Origin of the sequence: Stenotrophomonas sp. WED208 (genome assembly GCF_040984485.1) — a bacterium.
Lineage (GTDB): Bacteria > Pseudomonadota > Gammaproteobacteria > Xanthomonadales > Xanthomonadaceae > Stenotrophomonas > Stenotrophomonas riyadhensis.
The window spans coordinates 2,683,497-2,705,037 of sequence record NZ_JAZARB010000001.1; the positions used below are offsets into that span (position 1 = coordinate 2,683,497).

A 21,541-nucleotide genomic window follows, 5' to 3' on the forward strand; every position below is an offset into this window, starting at 1 on the left:
GGGAATCGCTCCTGCAGGTCAGGCCACCGCCGCGCGCGGCGCGGGCGACAGCAGTTCAAGGGATGTCAGGCGTGCGTCGAGGTCGGCCACCGGCGCATCGAGGATGAACTCGCCCACGCCGAAGCGCCGGTGCAGCGCATCCAGTTCGTCACGCACGTGCTGCGCATCACCGGACAACACGCTCGGGCGTGTCTCCTCGATGCGGAAGTCAGCCACGCCCACCTGGCGCGCGTACTCGGCAGCCGCCTCGGGACTGGGCAGATTCACCGTCTGGCCGGGGCCGAGGTGCAGCTTGTAGACGCGCAGCGCGCCGATATGACGCGCTGCGGCTTCGGCAGTTGGTGCGGCGAACGCCACCGTGGCCAGCAGCGGCGGCTGCGTTGAAACGCTGCGGTAGGCATCGAACGCGGCCTCGATATGCTTCGGGTCACCATCGAAGTGCGCGGCGTAGACGAAGCGCCAGCCGAGCTCGGCCGCCTGCTGCGCGCTCTGCGGGCTGGCCCCGAGCAGGAAGCGCTCCGGTGCCTGCTGCGGAACCGGCCGAGCCTGTGCCTCGGTTTCGGCGCCGGACAGATAACCTTCCAGGTCGCGCAGTTGCTGGTCGAAGTCGGCGAACGCCGGACGCCCGGCTGCCAGCGCCGCGGTCGAGGCCGGCAGGCCACCGGGGGCCTTGCCCACGCCCAGATCGACGCGCCCTGGCGCCAGCGCCGACAGCAGGTTGAAGTTCTCCGCCACCTTGTACGGTGCGTAGTGGCGCAGCATCACCCCGCCACTGCCGATGCGGATGCGCCGGGTCTGCGCCAGCACCCACGCAGCCAGCACTTCCGGTGCAGGGCTGGCCAGCGTCGGCGCAGCGTGGTGCTCGGCAAACCAGTAGCGGTGGTAGCCCAGCTGCTCGGCGCGCTGCGCCAGCTGCAGGCTGTTGCGCAGCGCCTGCTCTGGCGAGGCACCTTCGGCCACCGGGCTCTTGTCCAGCACGCTGATCTGATAGCTCATGGTCACGTCCTCGCTCAGGGGTGGGCCACGGGAATGCCGAGCAAGCCGTTCAACGCGGCCAGGATCGGCTCGGCACCGGAGACGTACTGGCGGTCCTGGTGCGCGCCACTGGCCAGTTCGCTGCGCACGCCCTGCGGCAGCACCAGCTTGGGTAGTGACTGGTCCTGCTCACCGATCTCGGCGATTACCTCACGGCGCGGTCGTGCGAAGCCGATGCGGCGCACGTCCAGCTGCGCGTCCAGGCCATCGATGCTCGACAACGCGCCCTCCAGCAACAGGCTGTGCCGGCAGAAGAAGCGCTGGCCGGGAATCTGGCCGTCCTCGAACTCACGGTCGAGCAGGAACAGGATGGGTTTGCTTGCTGCGTCGAAAGTCACAGGGGTCGTCCTCATCGGGGCCGGCAATGCGATGCCGCTTCGATATCGATGCTAGAGATGCCAGCAGCTGCAGCAGCGACGGCTGGCGACAATCGGCGGTCAGATCCGGCCACGCAGATGCGGCGTGGCCATAAGCAAAGCGCCGCCGGTTATGGCGTCAGGCAATACGCCGCAGCGGCGCCGCTACCGCCAGCGCCTGCGTGGCCAAGTGCCCGGCCGCACGCTCGGTCGCCAGCTCGATGCGCGCCTGCAAGGCCGCACTGCTGATGTGCTCGCCTTCGAAGTCGGCGGGCGTGGCATACACCCCGATCGGCAGCGTGTGCGCCTGCAGGAAACTGAACAACGGCCGCAGCTGGTGATCGATTACCAGCGCATGGCGCTCGCTGCCGCCGGTCGCTGCCAGCAGCACCGGCACATCCACCAGCGCCTCCAGCCCGATGAAGTCGACCAGGTGCTTGAACAACCCGGGATACGAGCCGCGATAGACCGGCGCTGCCACCACCAGCAGCTCGGCGGCCTCGATGGTCTGCAGTGCCTGTTCCACCGCCGGCTCCGCCTCGCCGCGCGACAGCGACTGACCCAGCGCGCGCGCGATCGGCGCCAGCTCCACCAGGTCCACGCTGGCGTGCACCCGCTGCTGCAGCGACACCAGCAGATGCCGCGCCAGCAACAACGTGCGCGACGTCGCCGAGCTGGTCGGTGACCCCACCAATGCAACCACCTTCAATGCAGAAGACATGAACTGCTCCTCGATGATGCCGAACTACGTCCGGCCGCCTTTGGTCTTTTGTAGAGTCGAGCCATGCTCGACTGCTCCAGATCAGAACCGGTAACTGACCCGGCCAAACCAATACGCACCCATATTGCTCAGCACATCGCCGCTGTCCCAGGTGGTCTCGATGCTCGCCACATCGGTGGCACTGCGCGCGTACTCCGGCACCTTGCGCGTGCGCTTGTCGAACACGTTGTTGATGCCCAGCGCCGCGCTCCAGCCCGCACCCAGCTCCACGCCACCGGACAGGTTGGTCACCAGCACCGGCGGCTGCCTGTACTCCACGCCGTTGTTCAGGCGCTTGATCGGGCCGTAGTAGGTGAAGTCCAGATTCGAGCGCCAGCGCCCGTTCTGCCAGCCCAGTCCCGCCACCTGGGTGTAGCTGGGCGTGCGGAAGCGCAGCGCGTACTCGCTGCTCTTGGTCAGCAGGTTGATGTTCGGCAGACCCTGCAGTGCCGCCGGAATGTCGCTGACTTTCTGGATGGTGGTACGGCCGACGTTGGCCGCGTAGCTCCAGCGCAGCTTGCCCCACGCCGTTTCCTGGTTCGCTTCCAGGGTCAGCTCGACACCGCGTGTCCGGGTATTGCCCACGTTGGTGAAGTAGCTGGCGTAGAACGCATCACCCGGCAGGATGCTGATGCCGGCCGAACCCAGCAGTGCATCGATCGTGTTCTTCTGCGCCGCACTCAGCACCGTGCCGCTGTTGTCGGTGACGCGCGCCGGATCCTGCGCGTTGTAGCCGATCTGGCTGGACTGCCCCAGCTGGCCGCGGATGTCGATCTGATAGGCATCCACTGCCAGGTGGAAGGCCGGGCTCGGGTCCCAGGTCAGGCCCAGGCTGTAGTTGGTGGCCTTTTCCGGCTTCAGCGGCGTGGCACCCAACGCAATCGCCGCCGGCGAAGACACCTGCGCCACCAGCGTGGTCCCGCACGGGCAGCTGCCGGTGGCCTGGTAGTACTGCGCGCCCAGGCTGGGCGCATGGAAGCCGTTGCTGACCGTGGCACGCACACCCAGCGCGTCGGTGAAGTCGAAGCGCGTGGTCAGACGGCCGGTGGAGACACTGCCGAAATCGGAATGGTCTTCCCAGCGCGCGGCAGCATCCAGGTACCAGCGTGAGGTGATATTGGTGGCCGCACCCACGTACACCGCCTTGCTGTTGCGGGTCGCCTTCACCGCGTCGGCGGTGGAATAGCCGACGAAGGCTGCAGCGCCGAAGCCGGTGTACGACTCCCACTGCCCTGCCCCGCGCTCGTACTGTTCGTGCTGATACTCGGCGCCCGCGCTCACCTCCAGCGGCGAAGCAAACGCCGCCACCTCGAAGCCACGGCGCAGGTCGAGGTTGGCGATGCCCTGCTGGTAGTCCAGCTTGCCGTCATAGAAGTCGGTGGGCGAACCGGGATACGGCAGCGAGTAGTTCACCGAGTTGCGGGTATAGGTGCGCACCGTGCTGCGGTTGCCGGTCAGGCTGGCGTCGTAGTCCCAACCCGCGATCTGGCCTTTCACGCCGGCGGTGCCGGTGTACTGCTTCTCTTTGGTTTCCAGCACCGGCAGGAAGCCGTCGGGAAACACGCTCAGCACGCCGGGGGCCTTGTAGGTGGTGAAGATCGTCGCCGGCAGGCGGAAATTCTGGATCGCCTGCGCGGTGCGGTCACTGGCCGTGGCGTTGGCGTAGAACTGCGCCCTCTCACCCAGGCCATGGCCCACGTTCACCGCGAAGGCCTTCAACGCATACGACGGCGAGCTGAGGATGGTATTGGCCTCAGCATTGCGGTTGGCCTCGGCCGGGTTCGGCGCAGCACCCGCTGGCAATCGATTGTTCGGCCGCAGCGCCACCAGATCGCCGCTGCCATCCACGGCCGGATAGCTCAGGTAGCCGTCGATATAGCGGCGGGTGCGGATTGCATGGTGCTGGCGGGTGGTTTCGCCGGACAGGTTGACGAAGCCATCCTCGCCCCACGGCAGGCCCACGTTTGCGCGCACGCTGGTACGCGAGCCATCACCATCGATGCTCTGCCCGCTCTCCACCGACACATCACCACCGTGCGCCTGCGATTTCAGAATCACGTTGACCACGCCGGTGATCGCGTCCGAGCCGTAGATGGCGGAGGCACCATCACGCAGCACTTCCACATGGTCGATGGCCGAGACCGGAATCAACGCGAGGTCCGCCCACGCATGGCCGGGGAAGCCGCCCCCATTGGCACCGCTCACATAGGCACTGGCATTGCGGCGCTTGCCGTTGACCAGTACCAGTGTGTAGCCCGGCGACAGGTTGCGCAGCTGGTAGCCGCGGATGAGGCTTTCCTGGTCGCTCTGGTAGCCGCCGATCTGGCTCAGCGACGGCAGGCTGCGCTGCAGCGCTTCGAGCAGGTTGCCCTGGCCGGTGGCGGCAAGGTCTTCGGCGGAAATCACATCGATCGGCGTGGAGCTGTTCTTCACCGTGCGCGTGCTGGTGCGTGAACCGGTGACCACCACCGCATCCAGCGTGGAGGCCGCCACATTGGCGGTAGCTGCAGTGGTGGCAGGATCTGCATCGGCTTCCGCCGCATGGCTGGGCGATGCGGCGAGGGCGACCGCGATCAGGACGGCAAGAGTGCTCAGGACTGGGGCGTAGGCGGCAGGCATGGGGGCTCGTGGGAGTGGGCCGGAAACACGCTTCCATTCAAGGGCCTGTTCACCCACCGCGACAGGCGGGATCGCGTCACCCAGCCGTAACATCCGGCCACCCACATGACCGCTGGTAATGACGTTAGGCGGCCTGAACACACGGGGTCGGATCCCTTTCCAAAGGAAAGGGCTCTGACCCCAGGCACGCATCCCTCCACGGGGTCAGAGCCCTTCCTGCGGAAGGGATCCGACCCCGGCCTCCATATGCCCGCCCGGCATCACCTCATGCCCGCGCACCACTCTGCGCCGCACACCTCCACCCGTAGCATCAGGCCATGCCCAGCCCACCCGCCGATCCCGCCGCGCCGCTCGTCGCCATCGTTGCCTGCCATGGCCAGGGGCTGTTCGAGTTCGGCTGTGCGGTCGGCCTGTTCGCACCGATACGGCCTGAACTGGGCGTGGCCTGGTACCGCACCCAGCTATGCGCCGGCGAGCCCGGTGCGCTGCGCATGCTCGGCAACACCCAGGTGCAACTGCCCTACGATCTTGGCAGCGTCGATGACGCCGACATCATCGTCATCCCCGGTTGGCGCGAACCCAGCGAGCGTCCACCGCAGATCCTGCTCGATGCACTGATCCGCGCCCACGCACGCGGCGCACGCATCGCCTCGATCTGCTCCGGTGCGTTCGTGCTGGCCTGGGCCGGGCTGCTCGATGGCCGCCAGGCCACCACGCACTGGCGCCTCACCGAAGCGCTGGCACGCCAGTTCCCACGCATCGACGTGCGCGAGGATGTGCTGTATGTGGACACCGGCAGCATCATCACTTCGGCCGGCTCGGCCACCGGCATGGACATGATGCTGCACATGGTGCGCAAGGATTACGGTGCCCGCGTGGCCAACCTGGTGGCCGAGCGGCTGGTGCTGGCGCCGTGGCGTGATGCCGGGCGCAGCCAGCGTGTCAGCCGGGCCATTCCCCATGGCGAACCCTCGCGCCTGGCAAAACTGATGGAATGGATGCGCCGCAACCTGCGCGAGCCGCATTCGCTAGGCAGCCTCGCCGAGCAGGCCGCACTCAGCCAGCGCACCCTGCAGCGGCAGTTCCTGGAAGCGACGGGCCTGTCACCGATCGACTGGCTGATCCGCGAGCGCGTAGCCCTCGCCCGTGAGCTGCTGGAAACCACCGACCGGCCGCTGCAATGGATCGCCGAGCAGGTGGGCTTTGGTTCGCAGGAATCGTTCCGCCGCCACTTCCGTGGCCAGGTCGATGCCAGCCCCACCGAGTACCGCAGCCAGCACCGCAGCGGCATCGGTGCGGACCGCCTGATCGGCTGCTGACTCCCGCCCCCCCTGTCCCCCGCTCCCGGCCTTTCCACGCAGGCACCTGCGCTGCAAGATAGGGGCATGCCCCGCACTGCCGACGGAACGGTGATGACCGACAGCCCCTACAGGACCTACCGCGTTGGAATCGGCGTATCGCTGGTGTTGGCTGCGCTGATCGCCACGCTCTCGTTGATTGCCGTCGCTACCCCCAGCCTGGGTTGGGGCGTCGTGGCGCTGGCCACCATCGCGATCTGGGTCGGCGTCCCGTTGCTGCTGGTGCTCCTGCTGGCCTGGCTGCGCTACATGGTGCGCCAGCGCGGGCAGGTGCCGAGCCGCATACACGTGCTGATGTTCGTGCCAACCGCCGCCTCCATGCTCATCATCCCACTGTGGCACGCCCTGCAAGGCAGTGTGGACAGCCTGGCCGGCGGCTCACGTGCATCCATCGCCGAGCTGCACGTCAACCTCAGCGGGCACCCCCTGTGGCTGGACACCTCGCCGCATGCATCCACCGGCTCCGGCGCTGGCCCGGATCTGCCCATGCAGGGCGACACCCCCGAGCGCTTCCTGGCCTTCCACCGCTACCCCAACGCACAGTCCGATGCAGACAGGGGGTTCCCGTATGAAGATGCGGGCCTGAAGCGCTCCGTCGACCACTACCGCTACGCCACTCCGTCCGGAGATCGCGCCGTCACCGATGTGCCACTGGTCCGTCGGCCGTATCCCGACCTTGCACCATTCAACGCGGCCTGGCGACGCGCGGGTACACCCGAGCTCGTGCATATCTACTACCACTACAGCGATCACGTAGAGGTCGCGCCCGCACTTGCACGCCTCAGTGGCTTCACCACCGATGATCTGGAGCGCAGCCGCTTCGAAGGCCTGGTGCTGTTCAAGATCCACAACTACGGCAGTGCGCCCATCCTGCGGATGGAAATCAACGGCCTCACACTGGACATCGGCGACCGGGCGATCGCGAACATCCCGGAAGCGCCCCAGGATTGCACGGCCTACGGCTACCCTGTCAGCGCCGCGCTGTTGCCACTCAACCTGCCCCTGCAGGTGCGCTGGCAGACTGCAGACGCGCCGACGCGGTGGCACAGCGCGCGCGTGCAGGTGCCGGCATTCCGGCAGCCGCAGCCCCTGCAGGGACAATCCACGTTGCAGCGCGTCCTGCTGTACATGCTGCCCGATGATGCGCTGGCCGCAGAGCGCTACGCGGAGGTATTTGACGGCGATTCGCAGCGCGGCATCAAGGCCACTGGCCTGCCAGCCAACGCTGCCACCTACGCGGTGTGTGGCAGCGCCAGGGCGACCTATCGCGAAGGTGCGGGTACCGTGCTGGCCGACTGATCCGCGGTGTTGCCAGGACGCTCCCCTCCACGCCGACGCCCGCTCAGTCCTCCTGCACCAGCTTGAACTCGCGCAGCAAGCCACCGATCTGGGTCTTGTCCAGCTTGTTCATCAGCAGGTTGCGCAGGAACGCCGGGCCGGGAACATCCAGTTCCTTGCCATCGCGCAGGCGGCCGGTCGCCGCCAGCAACGAGCGCACGTCATAGGTGGAATTGAACACCTCCGGCACGCCGCGCTCGATGCCCAGCAGGGTGTACACCGCTTCCATCGGTGTGCGCACCGAATACTCGGTGGTGAAGATGCAGTCGCGCTGCTTCGATTCGGCAAACTGCCCGATGAAGGCGAAGTTCACCGCACCCTCCGGCACCACCTCCGGGCGGTCACCGGCCTGACGCGGCATGAAGAACGCGGTGATGTACGGCATCATCACCGGCACCGTCTTTGCGCCCGTGGCAGCCAGTTCGTCGATCTCCTCCACCGGCACGCCCAGGTGATACAGCCACTCGCGGGTGATCTCCTGGCCGGTGCAATCCTGCATCGGCTTCTTCACGTAGTCGCCAGGCGTATCGACGAACAGCGAGTACACCCAGACCACGATCTGGTCCTTGGGCTGGTTCTTGAAATGCGGTTGGCGGTTCACGGTCCAGCTCATCAGCCAGCGCGAATCGCGCACGCTGACGATGCCGCCAGTCACCACCTTGCCACTGAACGGGTCACGCTTGGCGATCTTCTGGATGTAGGCCGGGATGCGTGCATCCAGCGTGGTCACCGTCGCCGACTCCCACTTGGTCTGCGGAATGTGCGCACCGAACACATCCGGGCGACCGAACGCAGGATCCCTGGCGGCAATGCGTCGCCACAGGTCCCAGGCAGGCGCCGGCCCCTCGTTCAATCGCGCAGCCGTGTGGTGATCGCCGTTGTCCGAGTTCTCGGTCAACGAACCGATCGTTATGAACACAAGGTCATCCGCGCTCAGATCCACGCCACCGGCTACACCGTCACGCGTCCAGTGGATGCGCGTGGCCTGCTTGCGCCCGGCCGCCAGATCGAAGTCGACGTCGGTCACCTCGGTGCCGTACTGGAACACCACGCCCTGGTCCTGCAACCACTTCACCAGCGGCAGCACCAGCGATTCGTACTGGTTGTACTTGGTGAACTTCAGCGCCGAAAAATCCGGCAGGCCGCCGATGTGGTGGATGAAGCGATGCAGGTACAGCTTCATCTCCAGCGCCGAATGCCACTCCTCGAACGCGAACATGGTGCGCCAGTACAGCCAGAAGTTACTGTCCAGGAAATCACGGCCCAGCACCTCGTCGATGCGCTTGTTCTCCATCTCCTGCCGGGTGGCCAGGAACAGCGCGATGATGTCCTTCTGCGCCTGCTCGGTCAGGGTGAACAGGCCGTCGGTGTGTGCATCTTCGCCGCGATTTATCGTGGCCCGCTGCAGCGAATAGTTCGGATCATCCTTGTTCAACCAGTAGAACTCGTCCAGCACACTGGCATCTTCAATCTCCAGCGACGGAATCGAGCGGAACAGGTCCCACAGGCACTCGAAATGGTCTTCCATCTCGCGGCCACCGCGGATCACGAAGCCCTTCTCCGGCACCTTCAAGCCATCCAGCGCGCCGCCGGCAATCTGCTGCTGCTCGAGAATGGTGATGCGCTCACCGGCCATGCGCCCGTCGCGCACCAGGAACGCGGCGCCAGCCAGCGAGGCCAGGCCCGAACCGACGAACCATGCGCGCTTGTCATCGACACCGGCGGGCTTGCGCGGGCGCGCAAAGGCTTCGTAGTTGCCACTGCTGTAGTACATGCGTTGCTCCTTCCTGGAGGGGGTCATCAGGAACCCGCAGCGGAATGACACAGCCATCCGATGCAGGTCATGCCCCTACTCTAGCGCCGAACCGATGTACCGTTTCCTGCACGCAGGCTGCGACGGAGTGACGCAGTCGCGTCAGAGCTGTCGCCCCAGCAGCATGCCCGGCCAGCCGTCCACGTTGAACGGCGCGATGCGCGTATAGCCGCAGGACTCATAGAAGCGCACCAGATCACCGTTGCCACCGCCGTAACAGTCCACGCGCAGATGGTCGAGCCCGGCAGCGCGCGCCTGCTCATCCGCAAAGGCCATCAGGCGGCGGCCGATGCCACGCACGCGCACGTCACGCGATGCCACCAGTACCCGCACATACAGTTCCGGGCCGGTGGGCGCAGGCACATAGGGCATCGACTCGCCCAGCGCCAGGAATGCGCGCACCACGCCGTGCTCGTTCTGCGCCACCCATGCACCCGGAAGCGCGCACGCATCGGTCACCTGGGTGATCCGGCGCGGCACTGTGGACCACGGCTCGCTGCCCCACTGCTGCATGTTGCCGATCGACACGAACCATTCGATGACTTCGTCGAAGAGCGCCAGCACCGCAGGGGCATCGGCCACGCTGGCGCGGCGGATGTTCATGATCTCCTTTCCTGTTCCCGTCATACGTTCCACGCCTGTCATGCCATGAACCTCAGTGGAGGATAGCCGTGATCGTCGGTCAGTTCGATCGGTTCAGCGCCCGCCGCAGCCACCTGTACCGGACTGAAGCAGTCGGAAGTCCACGTGACTTCCAGCGCTGTTCACCCCAGAGGCCGCCACCGAATCTGCGGCGAATCACCCGCCAAGGATGCCCCATGAACCGCCGCCTGCCTTTCGTGATCGCGCTCACCCTCTCGGCATCGTGGACGCTCGCCGCCACGCCACTCCGAGCGGCCGAGGTGCATCCAGGCCCCACGTCATCGGCTGCCTGGGTCGCCCGCAGCAACCAGTACGCACAGATCCTGCTGGATGCGCAGGCGCCGTTCGGCCCCGAGGACATGTCGTTCATGGGCATCCCCGGCTACGACCGCCTCATCACCGACCTGCAACCGGGCTTCCCCGCGCGCTTCCGCGCCGCCAGCGCGAAGGCCCGCGACCAGCTGAAGGCACAGCGGGCCAACGAACAGGACCCGAACGTCCGTCAGGACCTGGACATCATGATCCGCGCCGCCGACGAGGCCATCGCCAGCAGCCAGCTCAAGGAGCAGCTGTCATTGCCGTGGCGCGATGCGCCGCAGATCATGTTCAACGGTCTCCGCACCCTGCTCTCCGATCAGGCCACGCCCGAGCGCCGCGCATTCGCGGCACAACGCCTGCAGCGGTACGTGGGGCAGGACGGCACATCGCAGCCGTTCACCGAACTGGCCAAGGTCCGCTACACCGAAAGCGCGACTGATCACCGCCTGCTTCGGCCCTCCAAGGCAGAGGTCGAACAGGCCCTGGGCAACATCAACACCTACATCACCGGCATCCGGGCCCTGTTCACCCGTTACCCGCAGCCTGGTGCCGAGGCCAGCCTGGCGTTGATGGAAGCGCAGTTGAAGGACTACGGCCAATGGGTGCGTACGACAGTGCTGCCCGATGCACGCGTGGATACCCGGCTGCCGCCAGCGCTGTATGCCAACCAGCTCCGGCAGATCGGCATCGACATCGATCCGCAGCTGCTGGTGCAGCGCGCGCAGGTAGAGTTCATGGAAACACGCGCGGCCATGCAGCAGCTGGCACCCAGTGTGGTCAAGGAACATGGATTGCAGGTCACCGATCCGCACGATCACGTCGCAGTGGTCCGCGCCCTGAAGAGGAATGCCATCCCCAACGAGCAGCTGGTCGCGCGCTATCAGCAGGCCATCGAGGCGATCGAGCCCATCATCCGCACCCAGCGTATCGTCAACCTGCCGGCCCGGCCGATGATCGTCCGCCTTGGCACCCCCGCGGAATCGGCCGTGGTGCAGGCCCCGCATCTGCTGCCGGCGCCGCTGGTCGACAACACCGGGCAGCAGGGTCAGTTCGTCCTGCCCGTTGCACTGGCCACTGCCGACGGCAACACCCTGCACTACGACGACTTCAATTTCGATGCGGCGCGCTGGACCATGTCCGCCCACGAGGGACGGCCGGGTCACGAACTGCAGTTCACCGCGATGATCGAGCGTGGGGTCTCGCTGGCGCGCACGCTGTTCGCGTTCAACTCCGTCAACATCGAAGGATGGGCGCTGTACACCGAAGCAGAAATGGTCCCGTACGAACCGCTCGACGGCCAATTCATCGCCCTGCAGTTCCGCCTGATGCGCGCAGCGCGGGCCATGCTCGATCCGATGATCAACCTGGGCCAGATCGACCGTGCCGCCGCAGCACGCATTCTGCGCGACGACGTCGGCCTGTCCGAAGCGATGATCCAGCAGGAGCTGGATCGCTACACCTTCAATGCACCGGGCCAGGCTGGCGCGTACTTCTACGGCTACAGCCGCATCCTCGAATTGCGCATGGAAACCGAGATCGCACTGGGCCACCGGTTCGACCGCCTTGCATTCAACAACTTCCTCATCGACCAGGGCCTGCTGCCGCCGGACCTGCTGGCCAAGGCAGTACGCGAGCAGTTCGTGCCCAGGCAACACTAGCCCCGCCCCGCCCAACCCCGCTCTTCCATGGCTGGATTTGACATGCAGGCATTTACCTGCATATCATCCACTCAAGGGCGGCGCCTGCCGGCCCATCGCGAGGAACCTGCAATGGTGGATATCGCACACAGGGTCGGCATCAAGGCCCCCGCAAACCAGGTGTACCAGGTCCTGGCCACGCCCGAGGGCGTCGCCGCCTGGTGGGCCGAAGACACCCAGGGCGACCGCGAGGTCGGCGGCACGGTCAAGGCGCGCTTCACGAACAACGGCCAGGAGATCGGCGCGATGGAAATGAAGCTGGAACAGCTCATCCCAGGTGAGCTCGTGCTCTGGCGGTTCCTCGCCGGTCCCGCCGAATGGATCGGCACCCACGCGCGCTTCGTGCTGAAGCAGGAGGGCGACTACTGCATCGTCCTGTTCACCCACGAGGGCTGGAAAGAGCGCGTCGAGTTCACCTCCCACTGCAGCACCAAATGGGCGGTGTTCCTGATGAGCCTGAAAGCCCTGCTGGAGACCGGCAAGGGCCAGCCCAACCCGCACGACGTCAGGATCGACAACTGGAATTGAAGACATCCCCATGGCGGTAGACAACGTGCGCGACGCAGACAAGGTGTTCAAGGCATTGGCCGATCCCACGCGCCGGACGCTGCTGGATCTGCTCTGCGAAGACAACGGGCAGTCGCTCGGCCAGCTGTGCGACCACCTGGACATGGCCCGGCAATCGGTCACCCAGCACCTCGGCCTGCTGGAAGACGCCAACCTGATCAGCACCGTGCGCCGTGGCCGCGAGAAGCTGCACTTCATCAACCCGGTGCCGCTGCACGAAGTCTACGAGCGCTGGGTACGCAAGTTCGAGCAGCAGCGCCTGAGCCTGCTGCATGACCTGAAACGAGAACTGGAAGGAGAATGACGATGTCCGCAGAGACCACCCGCTTCATCCACGTGATCTACATCGCTTCCACCCCGCAGAAGGTGTTCGAGGCGATCACCCGCCCCGAGATCGCCAGCCGCTACTGGGGCCACGAAAACGTCTCGGACTGGAAACCCGGCTCACGCTGGCAGCATGTGCGCGCCAACGAAACGCGCTCGGTCGAACTGGTGGGCGAAGTGGTGGAAAGCACCCCGCCCTCGCGGCTGGTCATCACCTGGGCCGCCGCCTCGCAGGCGGAGAATCCGGATGCCTACAGCCGCGTCACCTTCGACATCGTGCCCTACCAGGACATGGTCCGACTGACCGTCACCCACGACGAACTGGAACCCGGCAGCGGCATGGATACCGGCATCCGCCAGGGTTGGCCGATCGTGCTGTCGAGCCTGAAGTCGCTGCTGGAGACGGGCAAGGGCTTGGATGTGTTTGCGAAGCCGAAGTGAGCCCCGGTGCAACTGGCGGCGGAGAGCAGCCCGCCGCCAGCACTCCCTGTCCGCTCAGTCGCTCAGCCTGCGCGAACGCCCATAGGGCCCACTCACCTCCTGCTTGATCCAGTCGGCCAACAGGCGCAGATACCCGTCGGTGATCCGTGTCGACACGCGGTTGCCTTCGGCATCGGTGCGGAACTCCACCATGCCGTGGTCGGTGTCCGGGAACAGGTAGGTATCAATCGGCTGGCCCGACGCGCGCAGGCGTTCCAGGATGGTGCGCGTGGCCGCAATCGGCGCGGCTCGGTCCTGCTCGGCCAGCACCCACAGCAATGGCACCTTCAGACGACGCAGCGCGGCCTCGGCGTCGTAGTCCCAGATCAGTTCCAGATTGTCGAAGCGCGCGCGACCGATGCGGCGCAGATCAGCATCGCTCATCCGCAGCATGTCACCGCTGTACTCGCCGCTGATCGTCTGCGCCCATGGCGCGACACCGATCCGTGCACGCACCTGGGCGAGTGCTTCGTAGCCCTGGCTGAAATGCGTGCGCATCAACTGCGCGGTCGCGTCCGATAGTTGGCCGATCTGCTTCATCGCCGCCGCATCCAGCTGCATGCGGCGTGCCTCGTCGAACAGCTGCTCGCGGTCCTCCTCGATCGGTGACACCACCAGGCCGAACCCGATCGCCACGAAATCCGCCTGCGAGCGCGTCGCCGCCAGCGGCGCGATCCAACCACCCTGGCTGCCACCGAAGTAGCCGGCCCGACCGAAACGCCCCGCTGCCAGCTCACGTGCCTTCGTCAAGGCCGCCGCGGCATCGTCAGCCAGCAGCTCGAAGTTCTGGGTGTATTCGCCTTCCGAATCGCCGGTGCCACGCTTCTGGTAGGCGAACACCGAAATGCCCTGAGCCACCAGCATGCGCTGGTAGATCGCCGCCACCGCCATCGTGCGTTCCGAGCCGTGCACCAACACCACCAGCGGCCGCTTCGGGTCAGCTGGGCCAGCCGGTTCGATCAACTGCCCCACCAGCGTGGTTCCGGCACTACTGAAGGTTGCATCGGTATCGCGGGTCAACAGGCGCTGCCAGCGCTGCGTGGTTCCGGCGGGTGTCCTGAAGCTGACCACATCGCCGCTGCAGCTTACCGGTGCGTTGATATCGCCGGTCGCACCGCGTCGCCCGTCCAGCATCAGATAGCGTTGGCCCGTAGCCGGTGCCGTAGCCGGTGCGCCCAGCACCACGATGTTGCCCTGCCCGTCAGCATAGGCGCTGGCCGTGCACAGCTCCGCTGCCGTTGCCGGCAGGCCGCAGGACAACAGCACCGCCCACAACACCGAACGCCCCTTCCACCCTGCCATGTCCTTCCCCACCACCGTAGACCCGCGCAGTGCGGGGATCGCCGCAGCGTAGCGCGTTCATTCTCCCAGCGCATGCTGCAACTGCTCGCCGTCATATCGCAGAGCGAGTCGCTGGACGCATGGATCACCGAGTGCAACCGCGGCCGCGACGGCTGCTTCGTCGCCGACTGGGACGCCTTGCTGGCACGCCTGCCGGCCCCGGCCAGCGCCGGCTGAACGCCGCCCCCACGCTCACCCTCGCCGAACCCGTTTCCGACCGCGCTCCGACGCCCGCCGCCACAGCATCGCCCGCAGGCATCCCTGGCGACCCTCGATGAGTGCTTCAGACGCAGACTCCCTGCACAGCAAAGTGGCGGCAGTCACCCTCGGCTTCTGGGTGATGAAGATCGCCGCCACCACCCTCGGCGAGACCGCCGGTGACCTGCTGTCGATGACGCTCAACCTGGGCTACGTGGCCAGCTCGGCCATCCTGCTGGCGATCTTCGCCGGCCTGCTGGCCGTGCAACTGTCCGCGCGGCGCTTCCACCCGGTGCTGTTCTGGTCGGTAGTGCTGGCTACCAGCACCGCCGGCACAACGATGTCCGACCTGATCGACCGCACGCTGGGGCTGGGGTACGCCACCGGCGCCAGCCTGCTCGCCGGCTGCCTGGCGCTGGTGCTGTTGGCCTGGCGCCTGTCTGAAAAGTCGATCTCGGTCAGCAACATCGCATCGCGCCGCGCCGAAGGCTTCTACTGGACCGCCGTGCTGTTCTCCAACACGCTGGGCACCGCCTTGGGCGACTTCCTCGCCGACGATTCCGGGCTGGGCTTCACCGGCGGCGCGCTACTGATCGGCAGCCTCATCGCGCTCACCGCGCTGGCCAGCCGTATCAAGGGCATCAACCGGGTCATCCTGTTCTGGATCGCCTTCGTGCTCACCCGCCCGTTCGGTGCCACCTTCGGCGACCTGCTCACCAAGCCGCTGGAAAAAGGTGGCCTGGGCTTCGGCACGGTGGGCTCGTCGCTGGTGCTGTTCACCATCCTCGCCACACTGGTGGCGCTGCCGATGCTGCAGCGGCGGGCACAGCCGGTCCAGTGACTGTAACGCCTGAATATCCCTGGCCGTTGATTCCCAACTGTCGTCCCCATTGGTGAAATCTGTAGGGGAATCCCCGATTGTGTGCGGAACATAAGACGCACATTGTTGACATTCCATGGAGGAGCGAGAGCAATTGCAGAATGAAGATTGTAGATACGGTACTCAGCTACGCAGGCGACTACCACCCGCAATCCAAAGGCATGTGCCGTCTCCGCGTGTTCTCCGGAGATGACGGCCCCCGCGTTCTCATCACGGATCTTGGCCCATGTAACAACGGGCGGTCCGTCACCAATGCCATTGAAACGATCGTGGAGCGAATCGAGGACAGCGGACTGGCCCTCGGTGCGACGGTTTATATCGAACACTATGAGAGACCTGACCCAGAGCATGACACCTTTGACCAGGTGCGAGTCTCTCCAGGGGTGAACTGGCAGTCGATCTCGAAAAAGACGGCGATTGCCCTTCTGGGTTGTAGTCCGGACGAGCTTGAAGACCGTACCGAACACAACAAGCGAATCGTCGGCAGGACCGAAACGCTCAGACTCTCCACAAGGCGATTTGATGGTTCACCCTGGCCCGAGTCTCCCGAGGTCACCAAGCGCAAGCTGGAGATCGCAGACACCATGATCTCGCGCTCCTCCGTGCGCGCACTCGTCGAGGCTGGAAGTGGTGAACGCGAGCTCCAACGCTTGCTCAAGAGCGATCTATCGATTGTCGCCGAAGCGTTCACCTCGCCAGATGACGAATACATCTGCTTTTCGGAATTTCCCTTTGGCGACGGCTATGTGGATTTCGCCGTGTTCACCGGTCGCTCGCGCATGGATGTCATTCTGATCGAGGTCAAGGGAGCCGACTTCAACCTCGTCAATAGCAACCACTACGAGGAGTTCAACCACAAAGTACTGGAAGCCGCAGGCCAGCTCCGCAAACGCCTCGGATTGTTCTATCGCAACCAGGAACCCATCCGCTGCGAGCTGCACCGTATCCGCGCAGAAGCCGAGCGCGGGAGTTCGCTCCACAATGCATTTCTCGGCCCCGAAGCCCCTCTTGAGGTCGATCCCGATAAGGACATCAACATCCGCCCGGTGATCATCGGTGGGAGAACCCAGAACGACCTGGAAGAGAGCCGCAAACGCCACGATTACGAACGCGGAACGTCACCCCAAGTGCGGCTCGAATCGTGGGACACTTGGTTGCGTCGAATCCAGCGGGACTGAACCCGCCATCCAGCTGGCTGTCTTATCCTGTCCCCTCTTTACTCCGAACACCTGCAGTTAGCGCGCCGTCCAGCCTCCATCCACCGGCAATGCCGTGCCGGTGATCTGGGCCGCGGCGTCCGAGGCCAGGAACACCACCATTTCTCCCAGCTGCTCGGGCGTCACGAACTGCAACGAGGGCTGCTTTTCGGCCAGCAACGCGCGCGCGGCGGTTTCTTGATCCGTGCCTTCGCGCTCGGCCAACGCAGTGATCTGCTGCTCGACCAGCGCGGTCCGCACCCAGCCCGGGCAGATGGCATTGGCGGTGATACCGCTGCCCGCATTCTCCAGCGCGGTCACCTTGGTAAACCCCACCACGCCGTGCTTGGCCGCCACATAGGCCGACTTGTTCGCCGAGCCCACCAGACCGTGTACGGATGCGATGTTGATGATGCGACCGGCGCCCTGCTGCTTCATGTGGGGCAAGGCCGCCGCCGTTGCATGGAACACCGCCGAGAGATTCAGCGCCAGGATCGCATCCCACTTCTCTACGGGAAACTCGTCGATTGAAGCGGTGTGCTGGATGCCCGCGTTGTTCACCAGGATGTCGATGCGGCCCATCGTCGCAACGGCGTGGTCGATCATTCCGCGCACCGCCTCGCCACGGGACAGGTCTGCGCCATCATGCGCCACCCGTACACCGAACTCGGTTTCCAGCCGTGAACGGAGGCGTTCAATCTCCGCTGCATCGCCAAAGCCATTCAGCACGACGTCGGCGCCCTGCCGTGCCAGCGCCGTGGCGATGCCAAGGCCGATACCGCTGGTGGAGCCGGTAACCACCGCAACCTTTCCACTGAACATGGGCGAGCTTCCAACGGGCACAGGCAACCAGTGTAGCCCTCTGGGTCCACGCCATGCGTGGATGCCCCCCCTCTCGGCAGACTTTCACATTACCCCTATAGTCAGCGCAATCCACCCATGGCTGGCCCGATGAACCCCTGCAAGGCCCTGCTGCCCGCCGTTGTTGCCGCACTGCTCGCCCCTGCCATCAGCCAGGCCACGCCGCCCGCTCAGGCCGCGACGCCACTTACCACCGGCAGCGCGCGGCTGGACATTGCCAGTGGCCGCGTCGAGGGCGACGTCTGCGTGTCCAACCGCCCTGCCGGGTCGCTCAACACCTTCGTGCTCAACGCGGGCCTGAATGTCGCGCGGGTGACCGATGGCGATGGCGCGCCGCTGGACTTCGAAGGCTGGTACGCCCCCGGTGTGGATGGCGAGGCACGCGTGTACACCGTGGCCAAGCCATCCGCCACGCTCTGCGTGCAGTACGTGGGCGCCTTCCCGGTCTATGCCCGGCACGATGCCCCAACCGACTTCAAGGGCCTGATGGCCTTCAACGGCGACAGCGCCCGCTTCACCGAACAGTCCGCCTGGCTGCCGCAGGCATTCGACCCCAAGGCCCGCGTGCGCAGCAGCGAAAGCCGCTACGACCTGCAGGTGGACTGCAACGGCTGCCGCTTCCTGTATCTCAACGGCAGCCCGGCCATCGAAGGCGCGCAGGGCCGTTTCCGCAGCGAGAACGCACGGCCGATCCTGCTGTTCGGCGGCAGCGGCCCGATCACCCGCACCGCGCAGGTCACGGTCCTCAACGAGACCCTGCCCAAGGCCAAGGTTGATGCATTGTCCAGCACGATGCAGAAGGTAGCCGACGTGCACAGCCGTTACATGGGCGTGCCGCTGGCCGACCGCCCCACCTTCCTGCGCATGGTCACCCTCAACCAGATCGAGCGCGACCGCGAGGGTAGCGAGTGGGGCTTTGCCACTTGGCCGACCATCGCCATGAGCGGCAGCATCGGCAACGTGGCCGATTCACTGCTCGCCGGTGGCGAAAAGGCCGACCGCCGCGTGCAGTACATCGCACACGAAATGGGCCATTACTACTTCGGCACGCTGAACCGTCCGCAGGGCCCCTACTTCTGGGTACTGCTGGAATCCAGCGCCGAGTTCCTGTCGATCAAGGCGCTGCGCGAGATCAGTGGCGATGCTGCGGCGGATCGCTACATCGCGCGACTGCAATCGGCCGTCGATAAGCAGGAAAAGCCGCTGCCCGCGTTCGATGCCATCGACGGCAACTCGGACATGGGCGAACTGTACCGCTATGGCTACGGCCCTTTGTTGCTGATCTCGCTGGAAAAACAGGTTGGCGAAGTAAAGATGCAGGCCTTCATGCGCGGGCTGCTGGCCTCGCCTTCGCCGAAGAACTGGGCGGAGTTGCAGGCCATCGCACTGAAGGCCGGCATCGATGCCAAGGCCTGGGAGCATTGGCGGGCAAGCTGTGTGACTGGCGGCAGGCCAAGCTGTAGATCCACGCCACGCGTGGATTCACTGCCTCAACGTCCGCATATCTGAATCATCCAGCACTCAGAAGAACAGACTCGCTCGCTCAACGGTCGCGAGCGGATTAGCCTTCCGCACCGCCTCCAGAAAGAGCAGAAAGTCGCGGTTGAACAGCGAAAGGTTGTTAGTGAACGTCACGCACTTTCTACCCGATGCTCTGCTGAAGCATACCTGCCAGACATAGCGCGCATAGATGACGTCGGACGTTCGTGTGACTGAGGTGATCTGCGAGAGCGGAACCGCCGTGGGTACCGGGCCCCGCCGCAGGTAAAAGAAATCTGTGTCGAAGAAGTAGTGCTCCCGATCCTCTTTGCCATCCACCATCACCAGGGTCATGGACGTGCCGGAGATCCGGCGCGGGGGATTCAGACGCAACCCTGATCCCAACGCCGAACGGGCTCTCGCTGACATTTGCCGAAGGATGAACCAAAGGATCACCAACGGAAGTGCCGCGAGGACAATGAAGCCTGCGGTCTTCAAAACAGTTCCCAGCGTGCTGGGCACACAGATCTCCAGGATGAACGTTCAGGCACTGACGACGCCCGGGTAGATCCACGCCATGCGTGGATGGCTCTCCCTCAACGCCCCATCACTTCCAATGATCCGGCCCCAGGAACGGCAGGCTCAACACAAACACCGGAACCGCCACAGGTATCAACGCTGCGCCCAGCACCTTGCCGGCCGCCGTCCCAACACCCGGCTTGTCCTCCCTCTCCGGCAGGATCCGCTGCGCCCGCGCACTGATCGGCTGTACCAGCTTCCCCTTCTCCGCCAGCGCAGCGGCGTCCGGCAACTTCACCCGCTCGCCGTCGCCCTCGAACAGCGCGCTGTAATAGCTGCCGCCCGTCTTTGAAAGATTGCAGGCCCGATCAAACGCCAGCGCGTAGCGGCTCCGATCCTGCGGCAGGTAGTAGCGCGCACGCTCATCCACATACTTCGCCTCGCGCGGGAGCACCTCAATCCGCTCCAGCTTGAACTGCGCGGCCTGTTCCGGCGTCACCTGCTCCGGCCGCAGCAGCAGCGCATAGCTGCCGTGCACCTTGGCCTTGTTGGCCGGGTCGCGCCAGTCCTCATGGAAGTACATCTGCGCGCAGGCCACCGTCTCGCGCAGCGGGCTGTCCATCAGCGCGCGGTACTCGCGGAACGGCGCGGCATTGAAACGCATCGGCTCTTCAAAGCGCGGCAGCAGGTATAGCTGGCCGTCGTCGGCCACGAACGCACCGGTGATTTCGCGGCTTGAGGCGTGCTCCTCCGGGCCACTGGCGCAGCCAGACAGCAGGCCAAGGCACAGGGCGGAGAGAATGAAAAGAGACGTTCGCATGTCGTGTTCGAGGGCTTCCCTGGGAAAACGGCCCCGCCCGGAAGGACGAGGCCAGCCCACCATGGTGCCACGGCACCGCATGCGATGCAGAACCCGCCCTACTTCAACCGCTCCGCCAACCGCTGCCCCACCTCCAGCGCCGAAGCCGGGTTCTGCCCGGTGATCAGCTCGCGGTCCACCACTACATGCCCGGTCCACGGCGTGGCATTGCTGCTGAACGTCGCCCCCGCCCGCTGCAGCGCGGTCTGCGGGTAGAACTTCATCTCACCGCCGCCCAGCAGCGGCTTGGCCTGCTCTTCTTCCTGGTTGCTGATCACCGTCATCTGGTAGCCGCTGTAGATCCACTTCGGCGTAGCCGGCATCGCACCCGCGTCCAACTTCGCCACGAAACCCGCAGCATCCGGCAGCGTGGACAGCAGCGCGATCGGCCCGTGGCAGACCAGCGCGGTGGTCTTGTTGCGCTGGTGGAAGTCGGCCAGCAACCGGCCCAGCGCTGGGCTCTTCAGCAGGTCCTGCATCGGCGCGTGGCCACCGGGAATGTAGACCGCATCGAAACGCGCGTAGCCCTGCTGCTCCACGCGCGCCAGGCTGACCACCGGCGAAGCCGTCGGCGAGGTCAGCGCCAGTTTCTCCAGCAGATCCTTGTGCAGCGCCAGCTGCGCGGCATCGTTGCCGAAATACGCCGGCGTCACCGAGGACGCATCCACCGTCGGCGCCCGCCCCTGCGGCGTGGCGAACGTCACCTCGTGGCCGGCGTCCAGCAGCAGCTTGACCGGCTGCATCAACTCGTTGAGATAGAAGCCGGTGGACAGCACCTTGCCGTCCTTCAGGTCCAGGTGGTTTTCGTCGGACAGCACCACCAGCACGTTGGCGGCCTGCGCGCCGCTGGCGGCCAGGGTCAGGGCCAGCGCTGCGGCCAGCCGGGTCATCAGGTTCATGG

General features: G+C 65.5%; 21 protein-coding genes. 10 read left to right on the top strand and 11 right to left on the bottom strand.

Annotation, left to right across the window (positions count from 1 at the left end; genetic code table 11):
• Nucleotides 1-18: 18 nt before the first annotated feature.
• From VPH47_RS11975 to VPH47_RS11990, 4 genes are all read right to left on the bottom strand, one after another.
• The gene (locus VPH47_RS11975; protein ID WP_110712057.1) at nucleotides 19-996 is read right to left on the bottom strand and encodes an MsnO8 family LLM class oxidoreductase; all 978 of its coding nucleotides are present in this window, start codon (nucleotides 994-996) and stop codon (nucleotides 19-21) included.
• A 14-nt stretch (nucleotides 997-1,010) separates the two neighbouring features.
• Nucleotides 1,011-1,373, bottom strand: a complete 363-nt coding sequence (locus VPH47_RS11980) for a DUF3088 family protein (RefSeq protein ID WP_110712056.1) — start codon at nucleotides 1,371-1,373, stop codon at nucleotides 1,011-1,013.
• Between the two features lie 157 nt (nucleotides 1,374-1,530).
• Complete coding sequence (msuE, locus tag VPH47_RS11985; protein WP_368850896.1) at nucleotides 1,531-2,112, bottom strand: FMN reductase; 582 nt, start codon at nucleotides 2,110-2,112, stop codon at nucleotides 1,531-1,533.
• 81 nt (nucleotides 2,113-2,193) lie between these two features.
• Complete coding sequence (locus VPH47_RS11990) at nucleotides 2,194-4,770, bottom strand: TonB-dependent receptor plug domain-containing protein (RefSeq protein WP_368850897.1); 2,577 nt, start codon at nucleotides 4,768-4,770, stop codon at nucleotides 2,194-2,196.
• Nucleotides 4,771-5,087: 317 nt separating this feature from the next.
• Between VPH47_RS11990 and ftrA the strand changes: the two genes are divergently transcribed.
• Both ftrA and VPH47_RS12000 read left to right on the top strand, forming a co-directional pair.
• A complete protein-coding gene (gene ftrA, locus VPH47_RS11995) occupies nucleotides 5,088-6,089 on the top strand; it encodes a transcriptional regulator FtrA (RefSeq protein ID WP_110712053.1) in 1,002 nt (333 codons plus the stop codon).
• A gap of 66 nt (nucleotides 6,090-6,155) precedes the next feature.
• Nucleotides 6,156-7,427, top strand: coding sequence for a hypothetical protein (locus VPH47_RS12000; RefSeq protein WP_368850898.1), 1,272 nt, complete (start codon nucleotides 6,156-6,158; stop codon nucleotides 7,425-7,427).
• A gap of 43 nt (nucleotides 7,428-7,470) precedes the next feature.
• On the opposite strand, the gene VPH47_RS12005 is transcribed toward VPH47_RS12000, so the two are convergent.
• Entirely contained in the window at nucleotides 7,471-9,240 is a 1,770-nt protein-coding gene (locus VPH47_RS12005; RefSeq protein ID WP_368850899.1) for an oleate hydratase, read from the bottom strand.
• 141 nt (nucleotides 9,241-9,381) lie between these two features.
• Nucleotides 9,382-9,906 carry an N-acetyltransferase family protein gene (locus tag VPH47_RS12010; RefSeq protein ID WP_368850900.1) on the bottom strand — a complete coding sequence of 175 codons (525 nt, stop codon included), beginning with the start codon at nucleotides 9,904-9,906 and terminating at the stop codon, nucleotides 9,382-9,384.
• 191 nt (nucleotides 9,907-10,097) lie between these two features.
• Here VPH47_RS12010 and VPH47_RS12015 point away from each other — a divergent pair, with 191 nt between their 5' ends.
• The 4 genes from VPH47_RS12015 (at nucleotide 10,098) to VPH47_RS12030 (ending at nucleotide 13,268) form a co-directional block, all read left to right on the top strand.
• Nucleotides 10,098-11,897 (top strand): DUF885 domain-containing protein, encoded by a 1,800-nt coding sequence (locus VPH47_RS12015; protein WP_368850901.1) that lies wholly within the window; start codon nucleotides 10,098-10,100, stop codon nucleotides 11,895-11,897.
• 111 nt (nucleotides 11,898-12,008) lie between these two features.
• A complete protein-coding gene (locus VPH47_RS12020; RefSeq protein WP_350260173.1) occupies nucleotides 12,009-12,464 on the top strand; it encodes an SRPBCC domain-containing protein in 456 nt (151 codons plus the stop codon).
• 10 nt (nucleotides 12,465-12,474) lie between these two features.
• Nucleotides 12,475-12,807 carry a helix-turn-helix transcriptional regulator gene (locus VPH47_RS12025; RefSeq protein WP_014036929.1) on the top strand — a complete coding sequence of 111 codons (333 nt, stop codon included), beginning with the start codon at nucleotides 12,475-12,477 and terminating at the stop codon, nucleotides 12,805-12,807.
• A 2-nt stretch (nucleotides 12,808-12,809) separates the two neighbouring features.
• On the top strand, nucleotides 12,810-13,268 hold the full coding sequence (locus VPH47_RS12030; RefSeq protein WP_153854991.1) for an SRPBCC family protein: 459 nt from the start codon (nucleotides 12,810-12,812) through the stop codon (nucleotides 13,266-13,268).
• 54 nt (nucleotides 13,269-13,322) lie between these two features.
• On the opposite strand, the gene VPH47_RS12035 is transcribed toward VPH47_RS12030, so the two are convergent.
• Nucleotides 13,323-14,609, bottom strand: a complete 1,287-nt coding sequence (locus VPH47_RS12035) for an alpha/beta hydrolase family protein (protein WP_368850902.1) — start codon at nucleotides 14,607-14,609, stop codon at nucleotides 13,323-13,325.
• Nucleotides 14,610-14,681: 72 nt separating this feature from the next.
• On the opposite strand from VPH47_RS12035, the gene VPH47_RS12040 reads away from it, so the two are divergent.
• The 3 genes from VPH47_RS12040 (at nucleotide 14,682) to VPH47_RS12050 (ending at nucleotide 16,904) form a co-directional block, all read left to right on the top strand.
• Nucleotides 14,682-14,825 (top strand): hypothetical protein, encoded by a 144-nt coding sequence (locus tag VPH47_RS12040; protein ID WP_368850903.1) that lies wholly within the window; start codon nucleotides 14,682-14,684, stop codon nucleotides 14,823-14,825.
• Nucleotides 14,826-14,922: 97 nt separating this feature from the next.
• Entirely contained in the window at nucleotides 14,923-15,687 is a 765-nt protein-coding gene (locus VPH47_RS12045) for a hypothetical protein (protein ID WP_368850904.1), read from the top strand.
• Nucleotides 15,688-15,827: 140 nt separating this feature from the next.
• Nucleotides 15,828-16,904, top strand: coding sequence for a Shedu immune nuclease family protein (locus tag VPH47_RS12050; protein ID WP_164161831.1), 1,077 nt, complete (start codon nucleotides 15,828-15,830; stop codon nucleotides 16,902-16,904).
• Nucleotides 16,905-16,961: 57 nt separating this feature from the next.
• Here VPH47_RS12050 and VPH47_RS12055 read toward each other — a convergent pair whose 3' ends face one another.
• Nucleotides 16,962-17,744 (bottom strand): 3-hydroxybutyrate dehydrogenase, encoded by a 783-nt coding sequence (locus VPH47_RS12055; RefSeq protein WP_368850905.1) that lies wholly within the window; start codon nucleotides 17,742-17,744, stop codon nucleotides 16,962-16,964.
• A 129-nt stretch (nucleotides 17,745-17,873) separates the two neighbouring features.
• On the opposite strand from VPH47_RS12055, the gene VPH47_RS12060 reads away from it, so the two are divergent.
• Nucleotides 17,874-19,292, top strand: a complete 1,419-nt coding sequence (locus tag VPH47_RS12060; protein WP_368850906.1) for a hypothetical protein — start codon at nucleotides 17,874-17,876, stop codon at nucleotides 19,290-19,292.
• 12 nt (nucleotides 19,293-19,304) lie between these two features.
• Here the strand turns inward: VPH47_RS12060 and VPH47_RS12065 are convergent, their stop codons facing one another.
• The 3 genes from VPH47_RS12065 to VPH47_RS12075 all read right to left on the bottom strand — a co-directional run bounded on the left by VPH47_RS12065 (nucleotide 19,305) and on the right by VPH47_RS12075 (nucleotide 21,539).
• Nucleotides 19,305-19,784, bottom strand: a complete 480-nt coding sequence (locus VPH47_RS12065; protein ID WP_368850907.1) for a hypothetical protein — start codon at nucleotides 19,782-19,784, stop codon at nucleotides 19,305-19,307.
• Nucleotides 19,785-19,869: 85 nt separating this feature from the next.
• Nucleotides 19,870-20,601 carry a hypothetical protein gene (locus VPH47_RS12070; protein ID WP_368850908.1) on the bottom strand — a complete coding sequence of 244 codons (732 nt, stop codon included), beginning with the start codon at nucleotides 20,599-20,601 and terminating at the stop codon, nucleotides 19,870-19,872.
• A 98-nt stretch (nucleotides 20,602-20,699) separates the two neighbouring features.
• Nucleotides 20,700-21,539: a type 1 glutamine amidotransferase domain-containing protein gene (locus VPH47_RS12075; RefSeq protein WP_368850909.1), complete on the bottom strand. Its 840-nt coding sequence runs from the start codon at nucleotides 21,537-21,539 to the stop codon at nucleotides 20,700-20,702.
• Nucleotides 21,540-21,541: the final 2 nt, after the last annotated feature.